Genomic DNA, 24,382 nt, shown 5'->3' on the forward strand with positions numbered 1-24,382 from the left:
TCACAAGGAGCTCCGTAATCTATGTCGCCAATCTTGTGAAGATTCCTCGTTTTTAGGAATGACAATTGGTTGTGATAACTCTTCTATATACTCAGTTTACAAAAAGAAAAAACCTTTGTAAAAGTTTTAAACTTTGACAAAGGTTTCGTATAGTTTGGAATTTGGAATTTACAATATTGGGATTTCTAAACTTTACCTGTATTTATCATTCAATCCCACATTCGCCAAAATCATCGGAAGTACTTTTTCGATTCTTGAAATTTTGGTTTTTTCTTGTTTAGCTGTTTCGATGTATTCCAAGAATTCGTATTGTTTGTAAGGAGAAAACTTCTCAAAAGCTTCTTTTAAAGCGAGATTCTTAGCCATTTCTTTATTTAAAAGCTCAGAAACAATTGCTTCTTTTTTGGCAGGTTTGATGATTTTTCCCTGTTTTTCGTTTTCAATAGCCTCAGCAATATATTCTAGAATTTCTTTTTCGTTTACCTCTTCTTTAGAAGTAAAGCGCCATTGACGAAGCGATTTTGTAATATCTTCCTGAGCGTTGATAAGTTTCTTTTTTTCGTCTTTTAGAAAAACACCATTGAAGAACCAAATCGTAAAATAATCTTTAAAGCCGCCAATTCCGACTACATTTTTTTTATTGTAAACATAAACAGGACCGCCCCATTTTGTGGTTTCGGTTAGTTCTGTTTTATCAATTATAGATTTGAGAAGAAGGAGTTCTTCTTCCCATTTCTCGCTATATTTCCAAATGCCTTTATTGTCGGATTTTGATTCCACTTATTTGCTCTTTTTAGATTTTTCAGAACTATCAAAAATTCCTGGAACAGCTGTTAATTCAGCAATTTTTACAATAACATCAGTTGCTTTTTGGATACTTTCTGCAGGAACATATTCATATTTTCCGTGAAAGTTATGGCCTCCCGCAAAAATGTTCGGACAAGGTAATCCCATAAAAGATAACTGAGAGCCGTCAGTGCCGCCGCGAATAGGTTTGATGATCGGTTTAATGTTTAATTCTCTCATTGCTTTTTCGGCAATATCAACAATATGTTTTACAGGCAGGACCTTTTCTTTCATATTGTAATATTGATCTTTTACTTCAGCAATCACGATATCTTCACCAAATTTCTTCGCGAATTTTTTATTGAATTGTTTTGCAATTTTATGAATCAGTTCTTTACGTTTTTCGAATTTCTTTTTGTTGTGATCACGAATAATTAATTCTAAAACCGTTTCTTCAATATTTCCTTTGATATGATGAACGTGAAAAAATCCTTCGTAACCTTTTGTTTCCTGAGGTGTTTCACCTTTTGGTAATTCATTAATAAAATCATTTGCCAAAAGCATCGAATTAATCATTTTTCCTTTGGCATAACCAGGATGAACACTTTTTCCTTTGAAAGTTATTTTAGCGCCGGCAGCGTTGAAATTTTCATATTCTAATTCACCAATCTGGCTTCCGTCCATAGTGTAAGCCCATTGTGCTCCAAATTTTTCTACATCAAAATGATGCGCACCACGGCCAATTTCTTCATCTGGCGTAAAACCAATTCTGATTTTTCCGTGTTTAATTTCCGGATGCTGAATCAGATATTCCATTGCAGAAACAATCTCCGTAATTCCAGCTTTATCGTCGGCGCCCAAAAGCGTTGTTCCGTCTGTTGTAATGATCGTTTGACCTTTATATTGTAATAAATCTTTAAAATAATCTGGAGACAAGATGATGTTTTTTTCTGCATTCAAAACAATATCTTTTCCGTCATAATTTTCAACGATTTGAGGTTTTACATTTGCACCGCTAAAATCTGGCGAAGTATCAAAATGAGAAACAAAACCAATCGTTGGAACTTCGTGCTCAACATTACTTGGCAGTGTTGCCATGATATAAGCTTTGTCGTCTATTGTTACGTCTTCTAAACCAATAGATTTTAGTTCTTCGACTAATTTATTGGCAAGGTTCCATTGTTTTTCTGTACTTGGAGTAGTTGTTGAATTTGGATCCGATTCGGTATCAATTGTTACATAACTGATAAAACGGTCTATAATATGCTGCATTTCTTTGAATTTTTAGCAAATATAAAAAAATCTGCTGGATGATAACTTGTAGCGATAAATCAAAAAAGGGACTCAGAAATGAATCCCTATACAACTATTTTTTAACTGCTTATTTACTTTTTACACATCTAAAACCGAGATGATTCGCGGCAGAACGGTATTCGCCTTTTCCTCTCGTACCTACCATATAGCGTGTGCAATATTGATCTGTACATAAAAAAGAACCACCGCGGTGCACTCGTTTTATTTGTGACGGATCGTTTGGATCGTTGTAAGCGGCTGGACCTTGAGGGTTTTTTATTGTTTGACCACTTTCTGCTAATGATTTGTAATAATCTACGCTGTACCAGTCGTTTACCCATTCCCAGACATTTCCAGCCATGTCATATAATCCATAAGCGTTTGGAGCATATTGCGCAGTTGGAGCAATTCCTTTAAAGCCATCTTCGCCGGTATCTCCATCTTTAATAGGGAAATGTCCTTGGTAAATATTGGCTTGGAATTTTCCGTTTGGCTTTAAATTATTTCCCCAAGCATAAAGATTTCCTGTTTTACCGCCTCTTGCTGCAAATTCCCATTCTGCTTCAGTAGGTAATCTTTTGCCGGCCCATTTGGCATAAGCTGCAGCATCTTCATAAACCACATGAACTACGGGATATTTTTCTTTTCCTTTTATAGTACTTTGAGGGCCGTCTGGATGTCTCCAGTCAGTGCCTGGTTCATAACGCCACCATTGCAGGAAATCATTAAGATTAACAGCTGAAGGCGTTGGAGTAAAAATAACCGAACCCGTAATTAGATCTTCTTCATTTGCCGTCGGAAATTCTTCTTTGGTTGGTTTTTGTTCTGCAACAGTTATATAACCAGTTGCTTTTACAAATTTTTCAAACTCTTCGTTTGTTACCTCGGTTTGATCCATGTAATAACCGTCAACATAAACGCGATGAATAGGAGCAGCGTCTTTTGTAACGCCTTTTATACTGCATAAACTTTCGTCTTCTACATTTGATCCCATCGAAAATTCGCCTCCCGGAATCCAAACCATTCCTTTAGGTGTTTTATCTGAATTGGGTTTGAATTTATTTTCAATAGTTGGTTTAAACTCCGATTCATTACTGCTTGGAAGTTCGTGACAATCTGCTGCGTTTACAGCTATTTCTTTTTTAGGCACGATGATTTTAGTATAGCCGTATGCAAGTGAAATAATGGAAATTGTGAGCACGCCAAAAATCCAAAAGGTTTTATTTTTCATAACAAATGATTTTGATCTAATTGTGGTTGTCAATAGTTTGGTAAAATTATGAAAATATCTTTCTTAATTATATTAACCCGATAGAATTAATAAAATTATTTATCTTCTTCAACCAAAACAACTTCATATTTGTCTTTTCCGTCAACTTGAACAGGTTGATAATAAGTCTCTCCAAATTTGATATATTTCACATTACCAATAGTAACTTCTTCTCCACCTTCTGGAAGGCTTTCTACAATTGTTCCAGCTGTTGGTGCGACTACTTTATAATTATTTCCGTCTTTTTCGTAATACGTTCCGCCGTAATAGTAATTATTGACAGTTCCTGTATTGACGGTCTGTGCGCCACTCGGAATATTATTTACCGTTCCGCCCACGGGAGCTGGAACCGCCGTGTAGCCGCCACTTGAGGAAGTGTACCAAACACCTTGATCGTAATGATATTGCGTACTTTCGACACTCACTACAATTGCTGTAACGGCCAAAGTGGCTACGAAAAATCCCCAAGGATGCCAAACTGGTCCCCAATAATAAGGTCTGTAAGGATGATAATAATACGGATGAAAAGTATTGTATCGATATCCTCCATACACATACGGCGGACGAACATACGGACGGGGCGCAGGTCGTACATAGGTGTTACGGTTGTTGCGAACATGAACACTGTTGTTTACATTAATGTTTACGTTGTTTCTGTTTCTATTAACTGTATTACCGCTGATGTTTGTATTTCTATTACCAATATTATTATTGCTTCTATTGGTGTTGTTTCTATTAGCGTTATTTCTTGCAGCAGCAGCAGCAGGTCTCGTCGCCTTATTATTTGCGTTGGCAGGTCTGGTTACTTTGGTGCCAGAATTTGCAGGACGACTTATTCTTCCTCCGTTAGAACTAGGTCTTGTTTGAGTGGCAGGTCTGGTATGTGTGGCACCGCCTCCGCGATTAATGGCATTTCCTCTATGAGCACCGCCTCCGCCATGCCGTTGTGCAAAACTATCAATCGAAATAAGGAAAAATGTACCAATCAAACATAAGAGTGCCGATCTTTTTAATATTTTGGATATGTTTTTCATTTTCAGTGATTTATAATGAATTAAAGTTATAAAAAAAATGCGTCGTTTATGCAAATTGAAATAAAAGTTTGAAGCTTATGTTTTTGATATTGAGTCTTATAGCGAAATGTCCCATTGAATTCTAAAGCGCCATCCTTGCTCTAATGGCAGTGTTTTATCTTGAAAACTGAAATAACTGACTTCGGATGTAAGTTTGTTTTTATGTCCTTTAAAAAACCAGTTAAAAGCCAATGTTGATTCTGCTTGTCTATTTTCCCTTACGGAATAATCGGGTCTATAGGAAGCATGTCTAGCTGCCATTTCTAAATGTTGAGGCCACCAGTGAAAAACATTATGAAAGAAATAGCCTGCCTGAACATAGTATCCTTTCATTACTGTCATATTATCGTTGTTGTATTTATCTATTATTTCTTTGGTATGCCATTCGCTCTGCCAAGAAAAACCCCGGTACATAAAAGCAGTTTCTAAATTCCACTGATTAACCCTGTATTGACCGGGTAAACCATCCTCAAATCCGTCTAAAGAACCTCCTCCCGCTTGAGAGAAACGAGTGTAAGGACTTCGGTTGGTTATGGCCGAAAAGGCGATAATTGGAGTTGGTTTTTCATGAAACTCCAGATCACAGCCTTCAAAATCAAGAAATCTTCCAAGAAAATTCCATTGTGCCCGTCCAAAATACATTAAATTGCCATCATCATTAGAAGTGCTTCCGCGCCCCGTTCCTGTTAAAGCTGCAAACCAATAATTGAAATCGGTAATACCGTTTCCTTTTAAATGGCCATATACTTCAGCTCCTAGTTGTCTGTCAACTGTAAACGGACGATTAATAAGCGATCGTTCTACCATTTGCTGTTCACCACTGCTTATAAATCGTTCGCGGGTAAATTCTGTTTTCCATTGTCCGACTTTAAAACTCAGCCAATCCCATTTTTCAATCATAATTCTGAAGTCAAGCAAATTGGATTGACTTAATTCATACTCCCAATAATATTTAAGCCAAGGTTCAAAAGCATGACCTCCAATTTTAAGTCGGGCGCGATTTATTTTAAAAGTAGTTTTGGCATCTTGACTATAATCATCATAAGTAAGCGGATCTGTATCGTAAGGAGTAGAAAAACGAAATTGCAGACGGCTTTGTAATTGAAATAGAAATTTATTATCTCTTGTCTGCAGTTCAAATCCTTTCTTCCCATATCGCACACTCATTATTTTGCTGGTATCTTTTTCTTGCTGTGAAAGCCCTTTGAGACTAAATAACAGGAAAACTAAAAGTAGAATTTTATAAATACGATTTGTTTTGTTTGTTTTACACATAAGCTCATATGGTTTGTATAAAAGAGTGTTACAACAATTATTTTCTTCCAAAGTTTTTCGCTATTCCTAAACCAATTCCCCAGCTGTCATAAGCATTCCATTTAAAGTCATAACTTACAGTTCCAAAAACTTCCCATCCTTTTGGTAATTCATAACCATATTCCACGCCGGCGCGCGTCAGGAAAAAATCTTCTTCTTTAGCAAATTCTCCTCCAAAACCTAATAGAAAACTCCAATGTTCATTTGGCTTGTAAATTCCCATTACTGCTGGAGCAATAGGATAACTTCTTTCAACGGTTTCTTTGTCTTCTCCGCTGGCCAGATTTTTTTCGACTTTAAATTTTTCAATAATAAAATCAGTATGCAGTCCGATTGCCCATTTTTCATGAAATTGAAAAGTATAATCTAATCCCCACGCAGGAAGGCTGAGCACTTCTCGGTTTCCTTCGTCATCACGACCTTCAAAAACATGAACATGATTAATAGATAATCCTAGTTGATGATGAGGTTTAAAAGCTTTTTCTTCTTTCTGCGCTGTGATTTTATTAGAAGATAAACTGATTATGAAAAAAGGGAAAAAGAGAAAGGGGCTAAAAAATGTTTTTATGTACAGCATTTGAATCTCATTTTATTTAACATTAAATTTTAAAAGAGAAAATGAATGACTTAACTATCTCAAAATTAAGTAATATATAGCCTAAACATCTTAGGAAGAGGTGTAGAATAGGTTTCATATTATAATTTGCAACATAAAAATTTAGGAATTAAACAAAATTGAGCTATTTGTTTTTATAAAAAACAACCTTTTTAAACTATAATATTTAAATTTGCACCCGAAAAAACAACAACACAACAACACAACTTTTTATGTATAAATTGATAATTCGTCCGATACTTTTTTGGTTTGATCCAGAAGAGGTACACTATTTTACTTTCTCTTTTGTTAAATTCATTTCTAAAATACCTGGCGTTTCGGCAATTATAAGATCTATTTATGAAGTAAAAGATTCTCGATTAGAAAGGGAAGTTTTCGGAATTAAATTTAAAAACCCAGTTGGACTTGCTGCGGGATTTGATAAAGACGCCAAATTATACAAAGAACTAGGTGATTTTGGTTTTGGTTTCATCGAAATTGGAACTGTTACACCAGTTGGACAAGAAGGAAATCCGAAAAAACGTTTGTTTAGATTGAAAGAAGATCAAGCGATTATTAACAGAATGGGATTTAATAACGGCGGAGTTCTAGAAGCTGTAGAGCGTTTGAAAAAGAATTCGAATGTTTTAATCGGAGGAAATATCGGCAAGAATAAAGTAACAGATAACGTAGATGCTGTAAAAGATTATATCATTTGTTTTGATGCACTTTACGATCATGTAGATTATTTCGTGGTGAATGTATCTTCACCAAATACGCCCAATTTAAGAGCTTTACAAGATAAAGAACCTTTGACAGCTTTATTGCAGACCTTGCAAAACAGAAATGTGGCAAAACAAAAAACAAGCACACAAAAAGTAAAACCAATTCTTTTAAAAATTGCTCCAGATTTAACAGACGAGCAGTTGTTAGATATTATTGATATTGTAAAAACAACGCAGATTGCGGGTGTAATTGCCACAAATACTACAATTTCAAGAGACGGACTCCAGTCTCAAAACCAATCCGAAATGGGAGGTTTGTCTGGAAAACCATTAACAAAACGTTCAACAGAAGTTATTCGTTTTCTTTCTGAAAAAAGCAATAAAGCATTTCCAATTATTGGAGTAGGAGGAATTCATTCTGCAGACGATGCGATCGAAAAGCTAAATGCAGGTGCAGGTTTAGTACAGCTTTATACAGGATTTATTTATGAAGGTCCAGCCTTAATAAAAGCGATAAATAAAAAGATTTTAAAGCAGTTGTAAAAGAAGGCTCTGGACTATTAATCCAGTAAGTATTGCAACTCCAAAACTTAACAATGTGCCTATTAAAACATACTCTGTAAGTTTTCTTTCTTTGGCTTCGTTAAGATCTCCAAACCTAAAAATAGATTTGGCAGCCAATAAAAATCCGATTGCTTCAAAATGTCCGGTTAATATAAATCCGAAAACAAACAAGCGTTCTAAAATACCAATATAATTTCCAGCAGCTATCAGTGAGTTATCCTGATGGCTGTTTTGGCTTTCTGGCGCCCATATCGAAATTATAATTTTTATAAAAATAGAAGTGGGTTTAGTGAGTAATAATAGTCCGGTAATAAGAATCCAAAAAGCATTATCCTGCCAAAAATTGATTATTATGTTGTGTTGATAAATCATTACGACACCAATTAAAACTAGGATGTGCGCAATTTGGTCCACAACAAACCAAGTACGTTTATTTTTTTCTTTTTGAAAATTAAGTTTGATGATGTCGATGATTCCGTGAATAACTGCAATTAAAACAGCATAAGGAATAAAACGAATTTCTCCCGCTAAAACAGCAGCTAGAACTCCATGAAGTAAAATATGGAGGTAGAGATAAATACTTTTATGTTTTTTTATTTCTTTATCGACTACCCAAGCGTTTGGCTGCCAGATAAAATCTCCTAATAAATGTGCTAAAAGCAGTTTTACAAATAAAATCATAAGGTTTTAAGTTGTTTTATTTCTGTTCTAAAATAGCTGTCCAAATTCATAACCAAATCAAAATGAGCGCGTTTTTGTCTTCGGCTCACAGCAGCTTGGTTTATTCCTAGTTTATGTCCTAATTCTTCTTGCGACAAAGTTGGATTTTCTATTGCAGTAGTCACAAATTCTGCCGATTGCACAAGCCAGTTATCCATAAAAGTTAACGCCAGCTGCAGCATTAAATTCATTTTTTCATCCATTGCAGCATCTCCCGTTCGCATGGCTAAAGTTACTTTTTGCTTTTTTAAAGTTTCGAATAACTCTCCAGAGCGAATAAAAGCAGAGCCGTAACTTTCTGAAATTTTTTCGCTGTTATGTGTTTTATCGCCAAAACCAATACTCATTCTGGCATCTAGTTTTAAGCTTCGTAAATATGCTTTTGTCAAAATAGCAGCGCATAAAGCATCTTCAAGATTTTTTATTTCGATTTGAAACTCATCGCCTCTATATACTTCCCAGTCAGTAGGACTTGTTCCAAAACGAGATAAGATTTTCTTTAGGTCTTCTACCCAGTCTTTAGATTTCTGTTTTCTAGAATCGATTATGTCGCCTGTAATAACACTAGTCATATTCAAATATAATTAAAAATATATAAACTTTCTATTACAAATATACGTAATTTTTATTTTTATTACGTTTTTTGGTAATAATAAAAAATATTACGTAATTAGGTAATAATTATGTATTGCAAATGACGAATGTTTATATATTGGAGTATGACAGCATGGTGTATTATTTTCCTCCAATTAACGCTAGAGGTAAGAGAAATATTTTACAATACATAATTTTAAAGAAAATTATAACTTTTATTTCTTTAAAAAAGAAACTAACTTAGCTTCACCAAAAGAAAAAGCTTTGAGTAAAAAAATCAAAATTATCGAATGTCCTCGAGATGCCATGCAAGGGATAAAAACCTTTATTCCGACAAAAAATAAAGTGGCTTACATACAAGCATTATTAAGAGTTGGCTTTGATACTATTGATTTTGGAAGTTTTGTTTCTCCAAAAGCGATTCCGCAAATGCAGGATACAGCTGAGGTTCTTGCACAGTTAGACCTTTCTCAGACTACGAGCAAACTTTTGGCTATAATTGCCAATACACAAGGCGCAGTTCAGGCTTCAGAACATGAACCAATTCAGTATTTAGGATTTCCATTTTCGATTTCTGAAAACTTTCAGATGCGTAATACACACAAAACGATCGCCGAATCTTTAGTTACTTTAAATGAAATTTTAGAAATTGCAGATAAAAAAAATAAAGAAGTAGTAACCTATCTTTCAATGGGATTCGGAAATCCATACGGAGACCAATGGAATGTAGAAATAGTGGGTGCCTGGACAGAGAAATTGTCAGATATGGGCGTGAAAATTTTATCGCTTTCTGATACTATAGGAACATCAACTCCAGAAGTTATTACGTATTTGTTTTCAGAATTAATTCCAAAATATCCTGAAATTGAGTTTGGTGCGCACCTGCATACAACGCCAGAAAGCTGGTTCGAAAAAATCGATGCTGCAGCAAAAGCCGGCTGTACCCGTTTTGATGGAGCTATTCAAGGTTTTGGCGGTTGTCCGATGGCAACAGATAAGCTTACAGGAAACATGCCCACAGAAAAACTAGTTTCTTATTTTACAGCAAACAAGAAACAAACAGGTTTAAATTCCTTAAGTTTTGAAAGCGCTTATAATGAAGCTTCAAAGTTATTTGGTAAGTTTCACTAACAAATAATAACATTAAGGTCACAATTTAACCCAATAAATTTGCCTATATTTACTATTACCCCATAATAATAACGACCAAAGTCAGTTTTTAATAATTGTAACTTTATTATTTTGTCATGGAATTAAACTACGGCCGAATTTCAAAAATTATACTTTTACTACTTTTCTTTTCTTCCTGTTCGAGTGAATTAGATTTTGATCAGGTTAAAGATTTAAAGCTCGAACCAGTTTTTGTGGGAAACTTGGCTTATTTTGATGTTCCAGCCAATCAGCTTATAGATGACGGCGGTAATCATATTGCTTATGATGTGAGAGCTTTTGATATTTTTAAAGAAAAGTTTTTAAACGATCACTTAAAAAAAGCCGAATTTGATTTTGAAATAGAAAATAATATAGACCGTGCATTTGTCGTAAATTTTTTATTGCTGAGTGCCGACGACACCGTACTCGAAAGGCTGTCTTATATAGTTCCCGCTTATAAAGGAAGTCCGAATGTTATAAAATACCCTACAGAAGTTTTTGCAAATGAACGTTTAGATCTTTTGAAACAAACCGTTAAAATTGGTTTTGTTGTTTTAATACAAAGCGGTACACCTTTAAATGAAAACAGCGTAGGGAATTTGAAATTAAGATCAAGTGCAACAGCTTATCTGGAAATCGAATGAGAAAGTACTGTCTGATTATTAGTCTGTTGTTCCAATTTTATTCTTTTTCACAGAATAAGGAAGTGCTGTATAATTTTACTTCCATCCCGCAATCTTCTCTTGTAAATCCTGGAGCTGATGTTTCGTATAAGTTTTATTTTGGATTTCCTGTTTTATCTGGAATTTCTGCTAATGTCGGTTCAAGCAGTTTTTCGGCTTATGATTTATTTGCTGACAATGGAGTTGACTTTAATGATAAAGTTAGAAATGCAGTAAATATGTCTTCAAGAAATGATAAAGTAATTACCAATCAGCAGTTAGAATTGTTTTCTGGCGGCTTTAGAATTGGAGGCAGAGAAAGCCGTTCGTATATTTCGTTTGGGATGTATCAGGAATTTGACTTTTTTATGTATGTTCCAAAAGATCTTGCAATATTGGCTTTGGATGGAAATAAAAATTATATTGGAAAATCATTTAACCTTGGTGATCTTAGTTTAAAAGCTGAAGTACTTTCAGTTTTTCATGTCGGCTTTCATAAAAAAGTGAGTAATAAATTTGTTTACGGAGGGCGTGCAAAAATTTATTCTAGTGGAGCTAATGCAACTTCGACAAAGAATTCAGGTTATATTTATACAGGGCAGAATGCTGGAACTCCAAATCTGTACAACCAAATTATTTCTTCTGATTTAGAATTAAAAACTTCTGGACTTTCGTCATTTACAAAAGATGAATATGAAGGAAGTATCGCAAAAGACATCACACATAATACCTTTTTTAATGGGAGTTTAGGTTTTGGCGTGGATGCTGGAATAACCTATTATATAAAAGATAATCTGCAATTAACGGCAAGTATAATTGATCTTGGTTTTGTTCGACAATCAAAAGATATCGAGACATTAACTTATAAAGGAACTTATCAATATGAAGGTGCAAACCCAGATTTTTTAGGCACCAATGATCCCGAAAATGTTTTTGATGAATTTGATCAAGCCATTCCGCGAGATACACTTTATAATAAATATACCACTTGGCGTCCGACAAAATTTTATTCATCTATTCAATACTCATTTGGAGAAGCGCGGCCAGATGATGAATGTAATTGCCGCGGAAAAGTAGAGAAATATTATAAAAATGCTGTTGGCGCCCAAGTCTTTGCGATGTCAACACCAAGAACGCCAATCGGTGCTTTCACTGCTTTTTATAGAAGAAATATTTTTAGAAAATTAGATCTTAAAGCAACATATACGTTTGATTCATTTTCGAATAAAAATATAGGATTAGGACTTGCTGGAACTTTAGGAAAAATGAATATGTATCTTTTAGTCAATAATATATTGGAGTACAAAGATGTTTCTAAGGCAAACAGCGCAGCATTTCAATTTGGAATAAACTTTGTTTTTCAAGATAAAGATTAGGTGAAATTCCAAATTTTAGAAGCAACCTTCGAATTTAGAATTTAAAAAAATTAAAGTTCAATAAAGTACGTATTTTCCTGTAAAGTTAAATTTATGATTATTGCAGTATTCTAGTTTGCAATTTATTCACTATATTTGCACGCAATTCAACTAGAAATTGCAACATGATAGCACACAACTCCAAGATTATCGGCGAAGGTTTAACTTACGACGATGTATTATTAGTACCTAACTACTCGAATGTGCTTCCTCGCGAAGTGAGCATTAAATCAAAATTCTCAAGAAACATTACATTAAACGTTCCGATTGTATCTGCAGCTATGGATACAGTAACAGAAAGCGCAATGGCAATTGCTATGGCACAAGAAGGCGGAATTGGTGTTTTACATAAAAATATGACTATCGAACAACAAGCTGGAAAAGTTCGAAAAGTAAAACGTGCAGAAGCAGGAATGATTATCGATCCTGTAACTCTTCCTTTAACTTCTACAATTGCAGATGCTAAAAATGCAATGAAAGAATTCGGAATTGGCGGTATTCCAATCGTTGATGAAAACAAAATCTTAAAAGGAATTGTAACCAATCGTGACTTACGTTTCGAAAAAAATGGTGCAAGACCAATTGTTGAGGTTATGACAAGCCAAAACTTAGTAACTGTTGCAGAGGGAACTTCTCTAGAACAAGCTGAAGTTGTTTTGCAAGGTCATAAAATCGAAAAATTACCAGTAGTAAACGCTAATAGCGAATTAGTTGGTTTAATTACGTTTAGAGATATTACCAAATTGACTCAAAAACCAATTGCTAACAAAGATTCTTTTGGACGATTGAGAGTTGCTGCTGCAATCGGTGTAACAGGAGATGCAGTTGTAAGAGCTGAAGCTTTGGTTGCTGCCGGCGTAGATGCTATTATTATTGATACAGCTCACGGACACACAGAAGGTGTGGTGAATGTATTGAAAGAAGTAAAATCAAAATTCCCTCAAATAGATGTAATTGTTGGAAACATTGCAACTCCAGAAGCGGCTAAATATTTAGTAGACAATGGAGCGGACGGTGTAAAAGTTGGAATCGGACCTGGTTCTATTTGTACTACACGTATCGTTGCAGGTGTTGGTTTTCCTCAATTCTCAGCAGTTTTAGAAGTTGCTGCAGCAATTAAAGGCACTGGAGTTCCAGTTATTGCAGATGGTGGAATTCGCTATACAGGAGATATTCCTAAAGCAATTGCTGCAGGTGCTGACTGTGTAATGTTGGGTTCATTATTAGCAGGAACAAAAGAATCACCAGGTGAAACTATCATTTTTGAAGGAAGAAAATTCAAATCGTATCGTGGAATGGGTTCAGTTGAAGCTATGCAAACAGGTTCAAAAGATCGTTATTTCCAAGATGTTGAGGATGATGTTAAGAAATTAGTTCCAGAAGGAATCGTAGGACGTGTTCCTTACAAAGGAGAATTAAACGAAAGTATGCTTCAATTTATCGGAGGTCTTCGCGCTGGAATGGGATATTGTGGTTCTAAAGATATTCCGACTTTACAAGAATCTGGACGTTTTGTGAGAATTACATCAAGCGGAATTACCGAAAGTCACCCGCATAACGTAACAATTACTAAAGAAGCTCCAAATTATTCTAGATAATTTTTAGTTTTTCAAGATAAAATAAAAGGCGTAAGATTTATATTCTTACGCCTTTTGTTATTTTTAGTTTTTAGAAATTTTAACTGTCTGCCTATAACCACTCTTTGATATTAAGTTGATACCAAAATCAGTGTGTTTCAGGTTTAGATCAAATTCCATATCCAAATTATTTTCAGATATAAAATGATTCGGAATGTCATAAATAAGCTTTCCGCTTCCTGTGCCGCTTCCGGATGTATCAAATCTGCTTTCGATTAATTTTATTGTATAGGTCTGCACAATATCAAAAAAAGCCTCTTTAGCTGTCATGCGTTTAAGAGTATAGGTTGTGTTGATGATCATTTCAAAATTTATTCCTGCAACTGGAATTGTTAGCGGATTTTCCTGAGTAAAAGATTCTCCGATTTTTAATTTCTTTTGAGGCATAATAACCTGTGAAAACATGCTCTTTACAGTTTCAAAAAGTGCATTTTTAAAACTCTCTTCGGTATTATTTGCAACTATAGAATCCATTTGGGGCATACTTGAAGCAGAAGCCTTGCCAAATAACATTGTGCCACTAGGAATTATACTTGTTCCATTTTCGTCAAGAGATTGTAAGTATTCAATTGTAATAGGGAAATTTCCGTCTTTATCAATTTTACCGGTTTTGGCTTGAGTTTCAATACCATACTTTTTATTTATTTTCGTGGGATTTGTTGCTCCATTTTTTTTGAAGACTTCCAATATTTCTTCTGATCCTGTATAAGTAACTTCATAATTTGAAGAGGTATAAGTAGTTTGATTGTAAGTGGTCTCTGGAGCATAGCCAGCATTGAAATCTAAAATTTTCGAAGATTGGCCGTAATTGGAAAATGGAATAACAAGAAGCAGTAAAAGAGCTTTTTTCATGTTTGTTGGTTGTATCGGGTCGGTTTTTAATAATAGCGAAAGTATATAATTATTAGCAATCAAAATATATTCTTTTTAGAATTTAAAAAATAAAAAAAGCAGCTCATGAGAGTAATGAGCTGCTTTTTTTAAGAAAGAACTATATTTTTAAAGCGAAGCAGTATTCTTTTCTGTTTCTCTTAAAGTTTGATTTTCTAAAATCTGTTGTACAAAAGGTTTAACTTGAGTATCAATTTCGGATTCAGAAATATTTAAAGATTTAGCATCTGAGACCAATTGCAACCACGGTTTTTTACCCTCAAAATCATAACTTCCGAATACAATAACTGGCGTACCTTTTACTTTTACATTCTCTTTGTCTTTCAAAATCCATTCATCTGCCCATTTATATAAAAACTTAGCATCTTTTTCCAGCAATCTCAAGCAAGAATGAGAAGCTGGATAACCTGGTAATTCATATTGATGAAAACCAACACCAAGTTTATTTTCGATATTGAAATTCCATTTTAGTTCCCACTCATCATTAAAAGTACTGGTTGTTTTTTCAGCTTTCCAATTTGTAAAAAATAAACCTGTTGGAGTAGGATCTTTTTTTCTTCCCATATTAGTTGGGCCCGTACGAACCAATTCGCCATTTTCGTAAGCGGCAAAAGTCTGCGTTGGGTAAGAGAAAATAATAACTTTAGAAATCTCTTCTAAAGAGCTTACATGAAGTGGAAATGGCAAATAATAAACCAAATCGCCACTAAAATCGGAAGGAACTACAATCGAATCTTGTTTAGCTAGATTAGGTTTGTCTGTTCTGTTTACGGCATATACAATCGCGGTTTTTGTACTGTCAGATTCATTTGCTTTCAGCCATTCTTTTGTTTTTTCAAAATGGTATTCAACAGAAGATGTTTTTTTGTACTCTATTTTTTTATGTGGTTTTGCTTTTGTTTCTGCTTGATTTTCGTTACGATTTGTTTTGCTTTGATTACAAGAAACTAACAAAGTTAAAATCAATAGTAACATGGCATTTGCAGTGTAATATAACTTTTTCATAATTGCTGATTTTAATTATGATAAAGGTATAAATGTGATAGCTTAAAAGGGTTACATGATTTTTTGTATTATTTTCGTGATTTACATTTATGAGATAGAATTTTTCATACTTTATTTTATATTAAACTATCTTATAATTTCAAATTTTATTGGATAACTGGAGCCTCTTACCATAGCTCTTCCTGTGATAAAATTACCTTCAATATTCTCGAATTTTACATTCATAATTTCTCCAGCTTTAAAAGGGAACTCTGGTAATGTAATTTCCGTCATTTTAGCATTGTATTCGCAATCGTTCAACCACTCTAAATCCGATTTTATAAAATATTTGCCACTTTCTAAATATTCAACATGTTTATTTCCTGAGATTGTTAAATAAGCTGTTTTATCAGGATTATCGGTATATTTTAATTTGATGTTTTTTAGAATTTTGCAATCAAAGTTTTGATTGCTTTGAGCTAAAGACATCGTTGCAGTTAAACAAAGAATAAATAAAAAAAGAGAAGTTTTCTCTGCTCTTAAAAAGTAAAATAATTTCATAGATAATTAGATATTGGTTGAGTTAAAATGAGATTGTAAAATGATTAAAAAGAATTCTATAAAAACTTTTTTAGAATTCTGTATTAAGATTGTTTATTTGATTTTCATCAAAAAATTAGAAACATTTTTATTCCATTCTATTTTATTTTTAATCAAATAGTTTTCGTGCCCGGTATTTTTATAAACCTTTAATTCCTTTATCCCTTTCAGGTTTGTGTATATTTCGTCAATCTCTTTTCGACTTACACTTTTATCTTTTTCCCCGTATAATAATAGAACAGGACAATTTATAGATTTTGCATATTCTGATGGATTATGTCCAAAACCCCAAAAGCCATTTTGAATTCCTCCCCAGAAAACTAAAATCCCGGCCATAGGAAAAGTGGGAGCGTTCATTTTTTTAAATCTGGCGCAGACTGTTTCATACATAGATCCAAATGGACATTCAATAATAATTCCTTTTGGTTTTATTTGATAATCATTTATTGATTTCATTATTGAAACAGCTCCCATTGAAGAACCAAAAAGGTAAATATTTTTTTCTCCAAGTGAGGAAATATAATCAACACAAGTTTTTACTTCTTCAGCTTCCTTAAAACCAATTGTAGTTTGATTTCCGTCTGAATTCCCGCTTCCCATAAAATCAACTAACATTGTGCTGTATCCTAATTTTTGAAATTCATCAGAGCGTTCAATTAAAGACGATTTTTCAGAACCATAACCATGAAACAAAATAACTGTTCCTTTTGGATTTAGATTTTGAATATGCCAGCATTCAATTTCTTTGTTGCTTTTTAGTTTTAGAGTTTGGTATTTCTGACTAGGAATCTTCGAACTCTTAGGTTTAGGATTGTTGACACCAAAAAACAATGTTTTTACTTTTTCTAAAGAAGATAATTTTTCAGGACTTTGTGTTTTTTCAGATTTATTTTCTTTAAAATGAGTGAACTTATACGCATGAAAAAAAGCAATCAAATTCATTAGTATAAATAGTAATAATAGGGCTTTTAAAAATCGATATTTTTTTGATTTCATATTTATTCTTGCTCAATTAATTTCAAAGTATATTCAAATTGTGTGTCCTTATTTTGCATAAAATCTTCTAAAGTTTGTTTCACTTCATGATCAGGAATAATTCCTCTTGCAAAAATTTGATTGGCTTTTTTAGGAACGTCTTGTTCTAAGTTTACAATCGAAAACTGTGTTTTGATTTTAGTATTTGGAAGTTCATATTCGATAGGAGTGTGGCCGTTATGTCCAAAATAACCGCCCATTGTTTCTTCGCCAATCACTATTGCATTTGTATTTCCCGCTACTAAAGAAGCAAACAAAGATCCTGCAGAAGCAATTCTTGGACTTATTAATAAATAAATCTGTCCTTTAAAACTATTTTTGTCAGGCTGTAATACTAGATTGAACTTTTGGTCTTGTATATATTTTTGATTCATCAGAGTTGGAAATTCTTCTTTCACTTCATCTTCAAAATCCTTTCTTTCTTCTTTTTGTTTTTGAGGCTCGGTTTCTTCATAAACTAAATATTCTGGAAACGGAATTTGCTGAAAGTTGACGTAAGCAGATGAATTTTCACGATACGGTTTTTGTGTTAAATATGAGAAAGTCAAAATATCATTTGGATCAGTTCCGCCGCCATTATTTCTAACATCAACAATTAAATTTTTTATTTGTGAATTGTTAGAAAGGTATTGAAAACAACTGTCCAGATATTTTTTGTAAATCAAATGCTCTTTATCTTTTGCATTTCTGCCAATTGCAAAAGTATTGATGGTAAGTAAAGAGGTGTTGGAAGAAATGACTTTAAAAGAATATTTGGTTTTAATTTTTCCATATTGCAGACTATCAATAGGAAGCGAATGACGATTTTTGAAATTCCCTTTTCGGACATCATTAGAAATCCCCGCAACAGTTTTGGTTATTTTTTCAGTTTGGTTTGGAAGTGAATATTCTACCACAAATGCCTTTTGGGATCCATATTCCATTTCGAAATATTTCGCAAAAGAACTCCCAATTCCGATAGATTTTCCAGAAATATTATAACCATCGGTCGTGTAATATTTATGAAAAACACCCAATAAAGTATTGGTTTTGATTTTGTTAATAGAATGAATTTGAGATCCTAAAGGAATTTCAGAATTTTGAAAATTAACGATTAATTTATTTTCAACTAATTTTACCGGATAAGGAAAAAACAAATTTCCTGATGAATATTTATTTAGAAAATCATCAGGAAGTGTAGTGTCATTGTGCAGACTTCCTTCAAAATCTGTAATTTTTAGCATTATTTTGTAAAAGTCAAGGAGAGTTCTTGGTTTGCTTATTTCTAAAAATGCCCAAGAATAAATACTGTCAATTTCCTTTTTGGTTCGATATTTATAGACTCCCGAATTTGCTTTTTCTCTTATTTGTTTGAAAATAGTCAAATCTTGTTTCAATTTTTCTGCTGGCCATTTTTCGTTTTGAGAAAATGTGAATAATGGCAAAAGAAAAATCAGAATCAGAATTATTTTAGATTTGAGCATTTTAGTTCCTTTTTTAAGCAATCTAAAATACTCAAAAAACTTTAAATCAAACCTTTTATTTTAGCATGCTGCAGTAGTAAAATGGTTTTAGCATCGGTAATTTCTCCAGATTCAATCATCGCATAAGCTTCATCAAAAGTAAGTTCCAAAACTTCAATGTTTTCCTGTTCGGCATCAAGTCCGCCGCCTTCGCTGACTTTCATACTTTCGTCATATTCGCCAACAAATAAATATAGAATCTCAGTTACAGATCCTGGCGACATATAGGTTTCGATCACTTTTTGAACTTTGTTTAAGCGATAACCTGTTTCTTCTTCAGTTTCTCGAATAACGGCTTGTTCAGCATTATCTTTATCTAAAAGTCCTGCGCAAACCTCGATCATCATTCCGGTTTTATTTCCGTTTAAATAAGTCGGTAAACGAAATTGTCTTGTTAAAACTACTGTTTTTTTAGTCGTATTGTATAATAAAATAGCGGCGCCGTTTCCACGATCGTATACTTCGCGTTTATGAGACTCAACAGGCTGATTTTCTTTTTTATAATTAAAAGTTACTCGGTTTAATATATACCAATTATCAGATAATAATTTGGTTTCGGTTATTTCTATTTCTGGATTTTTTCTCATTGTGAAAATATTACATAAAAAAACGCTCTGATTATCAGAGCGTTTAAGGTATTATTTTGTTATTGTTTGTTTTCTATCTGGTCCAACCGATACAATTTTGATTGGCACTTCGATTTCTTTTTCAATAAACTCGATATATTCTTTAAGCTCAATTGGCAATTCGTCAAAAGTAGTTAATCCTGTTAAATCAGCTTTCCATCCTTTAAACTCTTTGTAAACCGGAGTAACGTTTTCTGGTTCAATGTTATAAGGGAAATGAGAGATGTTTTGTCCTTTATAGTTGTATTCTGTACAAACTTTTAAAGTTTCGAATCCAGAAAGTACATCACCTTTCATCATCATTAACTGCGTAACGCCATTAACTTGTACAGCATATTTTAAAGCCACAAGATCTAACCATCCGCAACGTCTTTGTCTTCCTGTAACAGAACCAAATTCGTTACCAACTTTAGCCATTGTAGCACCCACTTCGTCAAAAAGTTCAGTTGGGAAAGGTCCGCTTCCAACACGAGTTACGTAAGCTTTAAAAATTCCGTAAACCTCTTTAATTTTGTTAGGAGCAATTCCTAAACCAGTACAAGCACCAGCAGCAGTAGTATTTGATGAAGTCACAAAAGGGTAAGTTCCGAAATCAACATCTAACAAAGATCCTTGAGCACCTTCACAAAGAATAGATTTACCAGCTTTTTGAGCTTGGTGCATGTATTCTTCACTGTCAATAAAGTCTAATTTTTTAAGTTCTTCAATAGCTTCAAAGAATTCTTTTTCTAATTCAGCTAAGTTGTATTGGATAGCAACATCATAAAAAGCAATCATAGCTTCGTGCTTGTCCGCTAAAGCTCTGTAGCGCTCTTTGAAATCTTCTAATTCGATATCACCAACTCTTAAACCGTTTCTACCTGTTTTGTCCATGTAAGTTGGTCCAATTCCTTTAAGAGTTGAGCCGATTTTTGCTTTTCCTTTTGATGCTTCAGAAGCTGCGTCAAGCAAACGGTGTGTTGGTAAAATTAAATGCGCTTTTCTAGAAATGATTAATTTACTTTTGATATCAAGGTTGAATTTCTCTAAACCTTCGATTTCTTTTTGAAAAACTACAGGGTCGATTACAACACCATTTCCGATGATATTTACAGAGTTTTTATGGAAAATTCCAGAAGGAATGGTTCTAAGTACGTGTTTAATTCCGTCAAATTCTAATGTATGGCCTGCATTTGGTCCTCCTTGAAAACGTGCAATAATATCATAATTTGAGGTAAGAACGTCAACAATTTTTCCTTTACCTTCATCTCCCCATTGTAATCCTAGTAATAAATCTACGGTCATTCTGTTTTAATTTGCGTTGGGACAAGCTCCGTTATCCCACTGATTAATGTAGTTAATTTTTCTTTTTTTATTTTGAATAATTCCTTTCCGGATTATTGATTTTGTTTTTTGTTTCCGTAGAAATAAAGCGAATGATTCGTGATTTCGATATCAAATATTTCTTCGATTGTTTTTTTGATGGTCTGAATTCTTGGGTCACAAAATTCAATTACCTCGCCAGAATCTGTCATAATGATGTGATCATGCTGTTTATCAAAATATGATTTTTCGTAGTAAGCCTGATTTTGCCCAAATTGATGTTTTCTAACCAAAGCGCAGTCTAACAATAACTCGATTGTGTTGTAAAGAGTAGCTCTACTCACACGGTAGTTTTTGTTTTTCATTTTGATATACAGATTTTCTATATCAAAATGTTCCTCGCTATCGTAAATTTCCTGAAGTATAGCATAACGCTCAGGTGTTTTGCGATGCCCTTTTTGTTCAAGATACATTGTAAATACATTTTTTACAATTTCTTGATTTCTAGTGTTGTCAGTTGAAATGAGTGTCATATGTGGCAAAGATAATTTATTATTTTTAATCAATAAAAGTTTCGGGTTTAAAGTTTAACGTTTAAACTTTATTTTGAGCAGCAATAACGCACTAAATACGGGCTTTGCATCTCAAATGTTTTGAAAGCTTAATTGGGCTTAATTAACATAATTATTTTAATTTATGATAAAACTAACAAAGGTTAGTTTGATTTAGACATATGCATGTACCAATTCCATTCCCAAGTTTTTCCTTTATCATCAGACATTGCCTGACTCCAAATTGGATTTTTTTCATCTCTCGCGTCCCATCGGAATACTTGAATAACTGGTTTTTCGTTAAAAACATCTTTAGAAAAAAAATGGCCGACTTTGTTTTCAAAAGAACCGACTACAGGTTTGTCTAATATTCCTGTATTAGAATCAGACCAGTAAATGCTCCATAATTTGGTTTTAGGATTAAATAATCTTACCGTCATGCCTTCAAACGGTTCTCCGTCAAAAGTGGCAAGGAAATTATCAATGTTTCCAATTCCGTTTAAGATTTTGTACATTTCCTGTGTTGAAGGAAATTCAATCCATTCATCACAATTGCTTAATCTAGATTTTAATTTTCTATTACGGATAACCGATTTTCCTTGAAAAAAATCAAAATCATCTTTTGATGAAGATTCAGAAGCCGTAATTACGAGTTCGCCGTCTTCATCAAATTGTACTTGTGGAATTTCTAAGGACTGGTTTTGCATCATTAAGTTTTTATTAATAGCAATCAATTTAAGTTCTGTACTCTCTTGTAACTTTATCAACTCCGTCAATTTTCTTAATGGCATTAATCATTTTCTTCAAAATCGTATTGTTTTTCACAATAACAGCAATCTGACCATGAAAAATTCCAGCGTCTGTACTCAACGAAATACTTTGGATATTTACGCTCATATTGTTCGAAATGACTCTCGTTAATTGGTTAGTAAGACCTAAAACGTCCATTCCGGTAATATTGATGATGGCTTTGAATTCTTCCTGAGAAGAGTCAATCCATTTTGCGCTCATGATGCGGTAGGCGTAGTTTGACTGCATTCCGATCGCATTTGGACAATCTTTTTTATGCACTTTAATTCCTTCGTTAATGGTCACAAAACCAAAAACATCATCTCCAGGAATTGGGTTACAGCATTGCGAAAGTTTGTAATCCAGTTTATCATGTTCAGTTCCAAAAACCAGCATGTCGTAATTACTGCTGATGACAGGTTTGTGAATATCTTCGGCAGCAGTGGTGTCTTTATTTCGTTTAATTTTATTTTTAAAGAAATTAATAAACGAATTACTTTTCTGCGCCGCATAATCTTTTAACTGCTGATTTTCAATCGCACCAATTCCGACTCTGTAAAATAAATCTAAACTGGTTTTTAATTTGAAGAAGTTAACTAACTCGTTTGTAACCTGCTCGTTAAAAGTAATTTTTAAATGTTTTAATTTTCGAACAAGTAATTCTTTTCCTTCTTCGGCAATTTTCTTAGTATTCTCGTTTAAAACGTTTTTAATTTTATTCTTAGCACGAGACGTAGTTACATATTCTAACCAGTTTATGGTAGGTTTTTGGTTTACAGAAGTAATTACTTCAACCTGATCACCACTTTTTAATTCATGATTAAGAGGAACCAATCTTCCATTTACGCGGGTTCCACGGGTTTTAATTCCGATTTCGGAGTGAATGCTGAAAGCAAAATCCAAAGAAGTGGCACCTTTTGGCAGTGATTTAATTTCTCCTTTTGGCGTAAAGACAAAGATTTCTTTAGAATATAAATTCATTTTAAAATCTTCGACAAAATCAACCGCGTTGGTTTCTTGGTTTTCTAATGCTTCACGCAATAAATTCAGCCAAGTATCAAGACCGCTTTCTTCTGTTGCGCCGTTTTTATATTTGTAATGCGCCGCATATCCTTTTTCAGCGATTTCATCCATACGTTCGCTTCGAACCTGTACTTCAACCCAGCGTCCTTTTGGTCCCATTACGGTAATGTGCAAAGCTTCGTATCCAGTAGATTTTGGAGATGAAATCCAGTCACGCAAACGACTCGGGCTCGGTCTGTAATGATCGGTTACAATCGAATAAATCTTCCAAGCCACGAATTTTTCTTCGTGAGCATCCGATTTATAAACTATTCTAAGTGCAAATTTATCGTACACTTCGTCGAAGGTTACGTTTTGAGCACGCATTTTTCTGCGAATAGAATAAATAGATTTTGGTCGGCCTTTGATGATATAATCAATGCCTTCATTGTCTAAAGACTTTTTCAGAACATCCGAAATATCTTTAATGTACGCATCTTGTTCTTCTTTAGTCTCACGGATTTTGCTGACAATATCATTGTAAACAGCAGGTTCAGTATATTTTAAACCTAAATCTTCCAATTTGGTTTTAATGTTATAAAGTCCCAAACGGTGGGCAAGAGGAGCGTAGATGTATAAAGTTTCTGAGGCAATTTTAGTTTGTTTGTACTCTGCCATAGAATCCATTGTCTGCATGTTATGCAGACGATCGGCCAATTTGATCAAAATAACACGGACATCATCATTCAATGTCAGAATCATTTTTCTGAAATTCTCTGCCTGCATAGAAGCATTTAAATCTTTTTGAACTAAAGATATTTTGGTTAAACCTTCAACCAATTGCGCTACTTTTGGATTAAATAAGCGTTCAATATCTTCAACCGTAATCGGAGTATCTTCTACAACATCGTGAAGTAAAGCTGCAGCAATAGAAGTCGCACCCAGACCAATTTCTGAGGCAACAATTTTTGCAACTGCAATAGGATGAAAGATATAAGCTTCACCAGATTTACGTCTCTGTTCTTTGTGAGCATCAACGGCAACATCAAAAGCTTTTCGAATTAATTTTTTGTCTGTCGGGCTTAAAGTCTGATAACTTATTCGTAGTAATTCCTTGTATTCCTGCGCAATAGCTTTGTTTTCTTTTTCTATATCTATTTCTGTCATAACGGCATAGTTCAAGTACTAAAAATAAGCATTTGTTATAACATACGCAAGGGAGAACTAGGGATTTTAGATTTCAAATTTTAGATTTTAGATTGCTTCTAATAGGTCGTCAATTTTAATTTGGCGAAGCCAA

General features: G+C 33.7%; 23 protein-coding genes. 5 read left to right on the forward strand and 18 right to left on the reverse strand.

The annotated features are described in order from the left end of the window. Window positions 1–192: 192 nt before the first annotated feature. The 6 genes from ACFSC2_RS10130 to ACFSC2_RS10155 form a co-directional block, all read right to left on the reverse strand. The gene (locus ACFSC2_RS10130) at window positions 193–780 is read right to left on the reverse strand and encodes a YdeI/OmpD-associated family protein (protein WP_379814104.1); all 588 of its coding nucleotides are present in this window, start codon (window positions 778–780) and stop codon (window positions 193–195) included. Beyond that, complete coding sequence (pepT, locus tag ACFSC2_RS10135) at window positions 781–2,058, reverse strand: peptidase T (protein WP_379814103.1); 1,278 nt, start codon at window positions 2,056–2,058, stop codon at window positions 781–783. Between the two features lie 109 nt (window positions 2,059–2,167). After that, window positions 2,168–3,310, reverse strand: a complete 1,143-nt coding sequence (locus ACFSC2_RS10140) for a formylglycine-generating enzyme family protein (protein WP_379814101.1) — start codon at window positions 3,308–3,310, stop codon at window positions 2,168–2,170. A 95-nt stretch (window positions 3,311–3,405) separates the two neighbouring features. Continuing rightward, window positions 3,406–4,383 carry a DUF6515 family protein gene (locus ACFSC2_RS10145; protein WP_379814100.1) on the reverse strand — a complete coding sequence of 326 codons (978 nt, stop codon included), beginning with the start codon at window positions 4,381–4,383 and terminating at the stop codon, window positions 3,406–3,408. A 96-nt stretch (window positions 4,384–4,479) separates the two neighbouring features. After that, the gene (locus ACFSC2_RS10150) at window positions 4,480–5,697 is read right to left on the reverse strand and encodes an OprO/OprP family phosphate-selective porin (protein ID WP_379814099.1); all 1,218 of its coding nucleotides are present in this window, start codon (window positions 5,695–5,697) and stop codon (window positions 4,480–4,482) included. A 37-nt stretch (window positions 5,698–5,734) separates the two neighbouring features. Then, complete coding sequence (locus ACFSC2_RS10155) at window positions 5,735–6,313, reverse strand: hypothetical protein (protein WP_379814098.1); 579 nt, start codon at window positions 6,311–6,313, stop codon at window positions 5,735–5,737. Window positions 6,314–6,564: 251 nt separating this feature from the next. Between ACFSC2_RS10155 and ACFSC2_RS10160 the strand changes: the two genes are divergently transcribed. Next, entirely contained in the window at window positions 6,565–7,599 is a 1,035-nt protein-coding gene (locus ACFSC2_RS10160; RefSeq protein WP_379814097.1) for a quinone-dependent dihydroorotate dehydrogenase, read from the forward strand. Here ACFSC2_RS10160 and ACFSC2_RS10165 read toward each other — a convergent pair. Both ACFSC2_RS10165 and ACFSC2_RS10170 read right to left on the reverse strand, forming a co-directional pair. Next, the gene (locus ACFSC2_RS10165; RefSeq protein WP_379814096.1) at window positions 7,585–8,301 is read right to left on the reverse strand and encodes a DUF3307 domain-containing protein; all 717 of its coding nucleotides are present in this window, start codon (window positions 8,299–8,301) and stop codon (window positions 7,585–7,587) included. The two genes, ACFSC2_RS10160 and ACFSC2_RS10165, sit on opposite strands and share 15 nt — an antisense overlap. After that, window positions 8,298–8,912 (reverse strand): hypothetical protein, encoded by a 615-nt coding sequence (locus tag ACFSC2_RS10170; protein ID WP_379814095.1) that lies wholly within the window; start codon window positions 8,910–8,912, stop codon window positions 8,298–8,300. Before ACFSC2_RS10170 ends, ACFSC2_RS10165 begins: the two co-directional genes overlap by 4 nt. Before the next feature lie 286 nt (window positions 8,913–9,198). Here ACFSC2_RS10170 and ACFSC2_RS10175 point away from each other — a divergent pair, with 286 nt between their 5' ends. The 4 genes from ACFSC2_RS10175 to guaB all read left to right on the forward strand — a co-directional run bounded on the left by ACFSC2_RS10175 (window position 9,199) and on the right by guaB (window position 13,761). Next, window positions 9,199–10,065 (forward strand): hydroxymethylglutaryl-CoA lyase, encoded by an 867-nt coding sequence (locus ACFSC2_RS10175; protein WP_379814093.1) that lies wholly within the window; start codon window positions 9,199–9,201, stop codon window positions 10,063–10,065. A 116-nt stretch (window positions 10,066–10,181) separates the two neighbouring features. Beyond that, complete coding sequence (locus tag ACFSC2_RS10180) at window positions 10,182–10,730, forward strand: hypothetical protein (RefSeq protein WP_379814091.1); 549 nt, start codon at window positions 10,182–10,184, stop codon at window positions 10,728–10,730. Then, complete coding sequence (locus tag ACFSC2_RS10185) at window positions 10,727–12,124, forward strand: DUF5723 family protein (RefSeq protein WP_379814090.1); 1,398 nt, start codon at window positions 10,727–10,729, stop codon at window positions 12,122–12,124. Before ACFSC2_RS10180 ends, ACFSC2_RS10185 begins: the two co-directional genes overlap by 4 nt. 164 nt (window positions 12,125–12,288) lie before the next feature. Beyond that, entirely contained in the window at window positions 12,289–13,761 is a 1,473-nt protein-coding gene (gene guaB / locus ACFSC2_RS10190) for an IMP dehydrogenase (RefSeq protein ID WP_379814089.1), read from the forward strand. 63 nt (window positions 13,762–13,824) lie between these two features. Here the strand turns inward: guaB and ACFSC2_RS10195 are convergent, their stop codons facing one another. From ACFSC2_RS10195 to ACFSC2_RS10240, 10 genes are all read right to left on the reverse strand, one after another. After that, on the reverse strand, window positions 13,825–14,652 hold the full coding sequence (locus ACFSC2_RS10195) for a hypothetical protein (protein WP_379814088.1): 828 nt from the start codon (window positions 14,650–14,652) through the stop codon (window positions 13,825–13,827). A gap of 147 nt (window positions 14,653–14,799) precedes the next feature. After that, window positions 14,800–15,696 (reverse strand): L,D-transpeptidase, encoded by an 897-nt coding sequence (locus tag ACFSC2_RS10200; protein WP_379814087.1) that lies wholly within the window; start codon window positions 15,694–15,696, stop codon window positions 14,800–14,802. A 126-nt stretch (window positions 15,697–15,822) separates the two neighbouring features. Continuing rightward, window positions 15,823–16,236, reverse strand: coding sequence for a hypothetical protein (locus ACFSC2_RS10205; RefSeq protein WP_379814086.1), 414 nt, complete (start codon window positions 16,234–16,236; stop codon window positions 15,823–15,825). Window positions 16,237–16,329: 93 nt separating this feature from the next. Then, a complete protein-coding gene (locus tag ACFSC2_RS10210; RefSeq protein ID WP_379814085.1) occupies window positions 16,330–17,271 on the reverse strand; it encodes an alpha/beta hydrolase in 942 nt (313 codons plus the stop codon). A 2-nt stretch (window positions 17,272–17,273) separates the two neighbouring features. Next, window positions 17,274–18,773, reverse strand: coding sequence for a S41 family peptidase (locus tag ACFSC2_RS10215; RefSeq protein WP_379814084.1), 1,500 nt, complete (start codon window positions 18,771–18,773; stop codon window positions 17,274–17,276). Window positions 18,774–18,814: 41 nt separating this feature from the next. Continuing rightward, the gene (locus ACFSC2_RS10220; protein WP_379814083.1) at window positions 18,815–19,399 is read right to left on the reverse strand and encodes an NUDIX domain-containing protein; all 585 of its coding nucleotides are present in this window, start codon (window positions 19,397–19,399) and stop codon (window positions 18,815–18,817) included. Window positions 19,400–19,450: 51 nt separating this feature from the next. Continuing rightward, window positions 19,451–20,722, reverse strand: a complete 1,272-nt coding sequence (locus ACFSC2_RS10225; RefSeq protein ID WP_379814082.1) for an adenylosuccinate synthase — start codon at window positions 20,720–20,722, stop codon at window positions 19,451–19,453. A 92-nt stretch (window positions 20,723–20,814) separates the two neighbouring features. Continuing rightward, the gene (locus ACFSC2_RS10230) at window positions 20,815–21,273 is read right to left on the reverse strand and encodes a Fur family transcriptional regulator (protein ID WP_035684359.1); all 459 of its coding nucleotides are present in this window, start codon (window positions 21,271–21,273) and stop codon (window positions 20,815–20,817) included. 182 nt (window positions 21,274–21,455) lie between these two features. After that, window positions 21,456–22,058 (reverse strand): hypothetical protein, encoded by a 603-nt coding sequence (locus tag ACFSC2_RS10235; protein ID WP_379818630.1) that lies wholly within the window; start codon window positions 22,056–22,058, stop codon window positions 21,456–21,458. Beyond that, window positions 22,027–24,249: a RelA/SpoT family protein gene (locus ACFSC2_RS10240; protein ID WP_379814079.1), complete on the reverse strand. Its 2,223-nt coding sequence runs from the start codon at window positions 24,247–24,249 to the stop codon at window positions 22,027–22,029. Before ACFSC2_RS10240 ends, ACFSC2_RS10235 begins: the two co-directional genes overlap by 32 nt. Between the last annotated feature and the right edge of the window lie 133 nt (window positions 24,250–24,382).

Source organism: Flavobacterium artemisiae (assembly GCF_042678225.1).
GTDB lineage: Bacteria > Bacteroidota > Bacteroidia > Flavobacteriales > Flavobacteriaceae > Flavobacterium > Flavobacterium artemisiae.

What these genes read in the sequence shown, in the direction of transcription:
- ACFSC2_RS10140 (WP_379814101.1), bottom strand. Translation starts at nt 3,310, where the DNA reads ATGAAAAATAAAACCTTTTGGATTTTTGGCGTGCTCACAATTTCCATT.
- ACFSC2_RS10220 (WP_379814083.1), bottom strand. Translation starts at nt 19,399, where the DNA reads ATGAGAAAAAATCCAGAAATAGAAATAACCGAAACCAAATTATTATCT.
- guaB (WP_379814089.1), top strand. Translation starts at nt 12,289, where the DNA reads ATGATAGCACACAACTCCAAGATTATCGGCGAAGGTTTAACTTACGAC.
- ACFSC2_RS10145 (WP_379814100.1), bottom strand. Translation starts at nt 4,383, where the DNA reads ATGAAAAACATATCCAAAATATTAAAAAGATCGGCACTCTTATGTTTG.
- ACFSC2_RS10150 (WP_379814099.1), bottom strand. Translation starts at nt 5,697, where the DNA reads ATGTGTAAAACAAACAAAACAAATCGTATTTATAAAATTCTACTTTTA.
- ACFSC2_RS10180 (WP_379814091.1), top strand. Translation starts at nt 10,182, where the DNA reads ATGGAATTAAACTACGGCCGAATTTCAAAAATTATACTTTTACTACTT.
- ACFSC2_RS10185 (WP_379814090.1), top strand. Translation starts at nt 10,727, where the DNA reads ATGAGAAAGTACTGTCTGATTATTAGTCTGTTGTTCCAATTTTATTCT.
- ACFSC2_RS10225 (WP_379814082.1), bottom strand. Translation starts at nt 20,722, where the DNA reads ATGACCGTAGATTTATTACTAGGATTACAATGGGGAGATGAAGGTAAA.
- ACFSC2_RS10215 (WP_379814084.1), bottom strand. Translation starts at nt 18,773, where the DNA reads ATGCTCAAATCTAAAATAATTCTGATTCTGATTTTTCTTTTGCCATTA.
- ACFSC2_RS10240 (WP_379814079.1), bottom strand. Translation starts at nt 24,249, where the DNA reads ATGACAGAAATAGATATAGAAAAAGAAAACAAAGCTATTGCGCAGGAA.
- ACFSC2_RS10205 (WP_379814086.1), bottom strand. Translation starts at nt 16,236, where the DNA reads ATGAAATTATTTTACTTTTTAAGAGCAGAGAAAACTTCTCTTTTTTTA.
- ACFSC2_RS10200 (WP_379814087.1), bottom strand. Translation starts at nt 15,696, where the DNA reads ATGAAAAAGTTATATTACACTGCAAATGCCATGTTACTATTGATTTTA.
- ACFSC2_RS10165 (WP_379814096.1), bottom strand. Translation starts at nt 8,301, where the DNA reads ATGATTTTATTTGTAAAACTGCTTTTAGCACATTTATTAGGAGATTTT.
- pepT (WP_379814103.1), bottom strand. Translation starts at nt 2,058, where the DNA reads ATGCAGCATATTATAGACCGTTTTATCAGTTATGTAACAATTGATACC.
- ACFSC2_RS10170 (WP_379814095.1), bottom strand. Translation starts at nt 8,912, where the DNA reads ATGACTAGTGTTATTACAGGCGACATAATCGATTCTAGAAAACAGAAA.
- ACFSC2_RS10210 (WP_379814085.1), bottom strand. Translation starts at nt 17,271, where the DNA reads ATGAAATCAAAAAAATATCGATTTTTAAAAGCCCTATTATTACTATTT.
- ACFSC2_RS10160 (WP_379814097.1), top strand. Translation starts at nt 6,565, where the DNA reads ATGTATAAATTGATAATTCGTCCGATACTTTTTTGGTTTGATCCAGAA.
- ACFSC2_RS10195 (WP_379814088.1), bottom strand. Translation starts at nt 14,652, where the DNA reads ATGAAAAAAGCTCTTTTACTGCTTCTTGTTATTCCATTTTCCAATTAC.
- ACFSC2_RS10155 (WP_379814098.1), bottom strand. Translation starts at nt 6,313, where the DNA reads ATGCTGTACATAAAAACATTTTTTAGCCCCTTTCTCTTTTTCCCTTTT.
- ACFSC2_RS10230 (WP_035684359.1), bottom strand. Translation starts at nt 21,273, where the DNA reads ATGACACTCATTTCAACTGACAACACTAGAAATCAAGAAATTGTAAAA.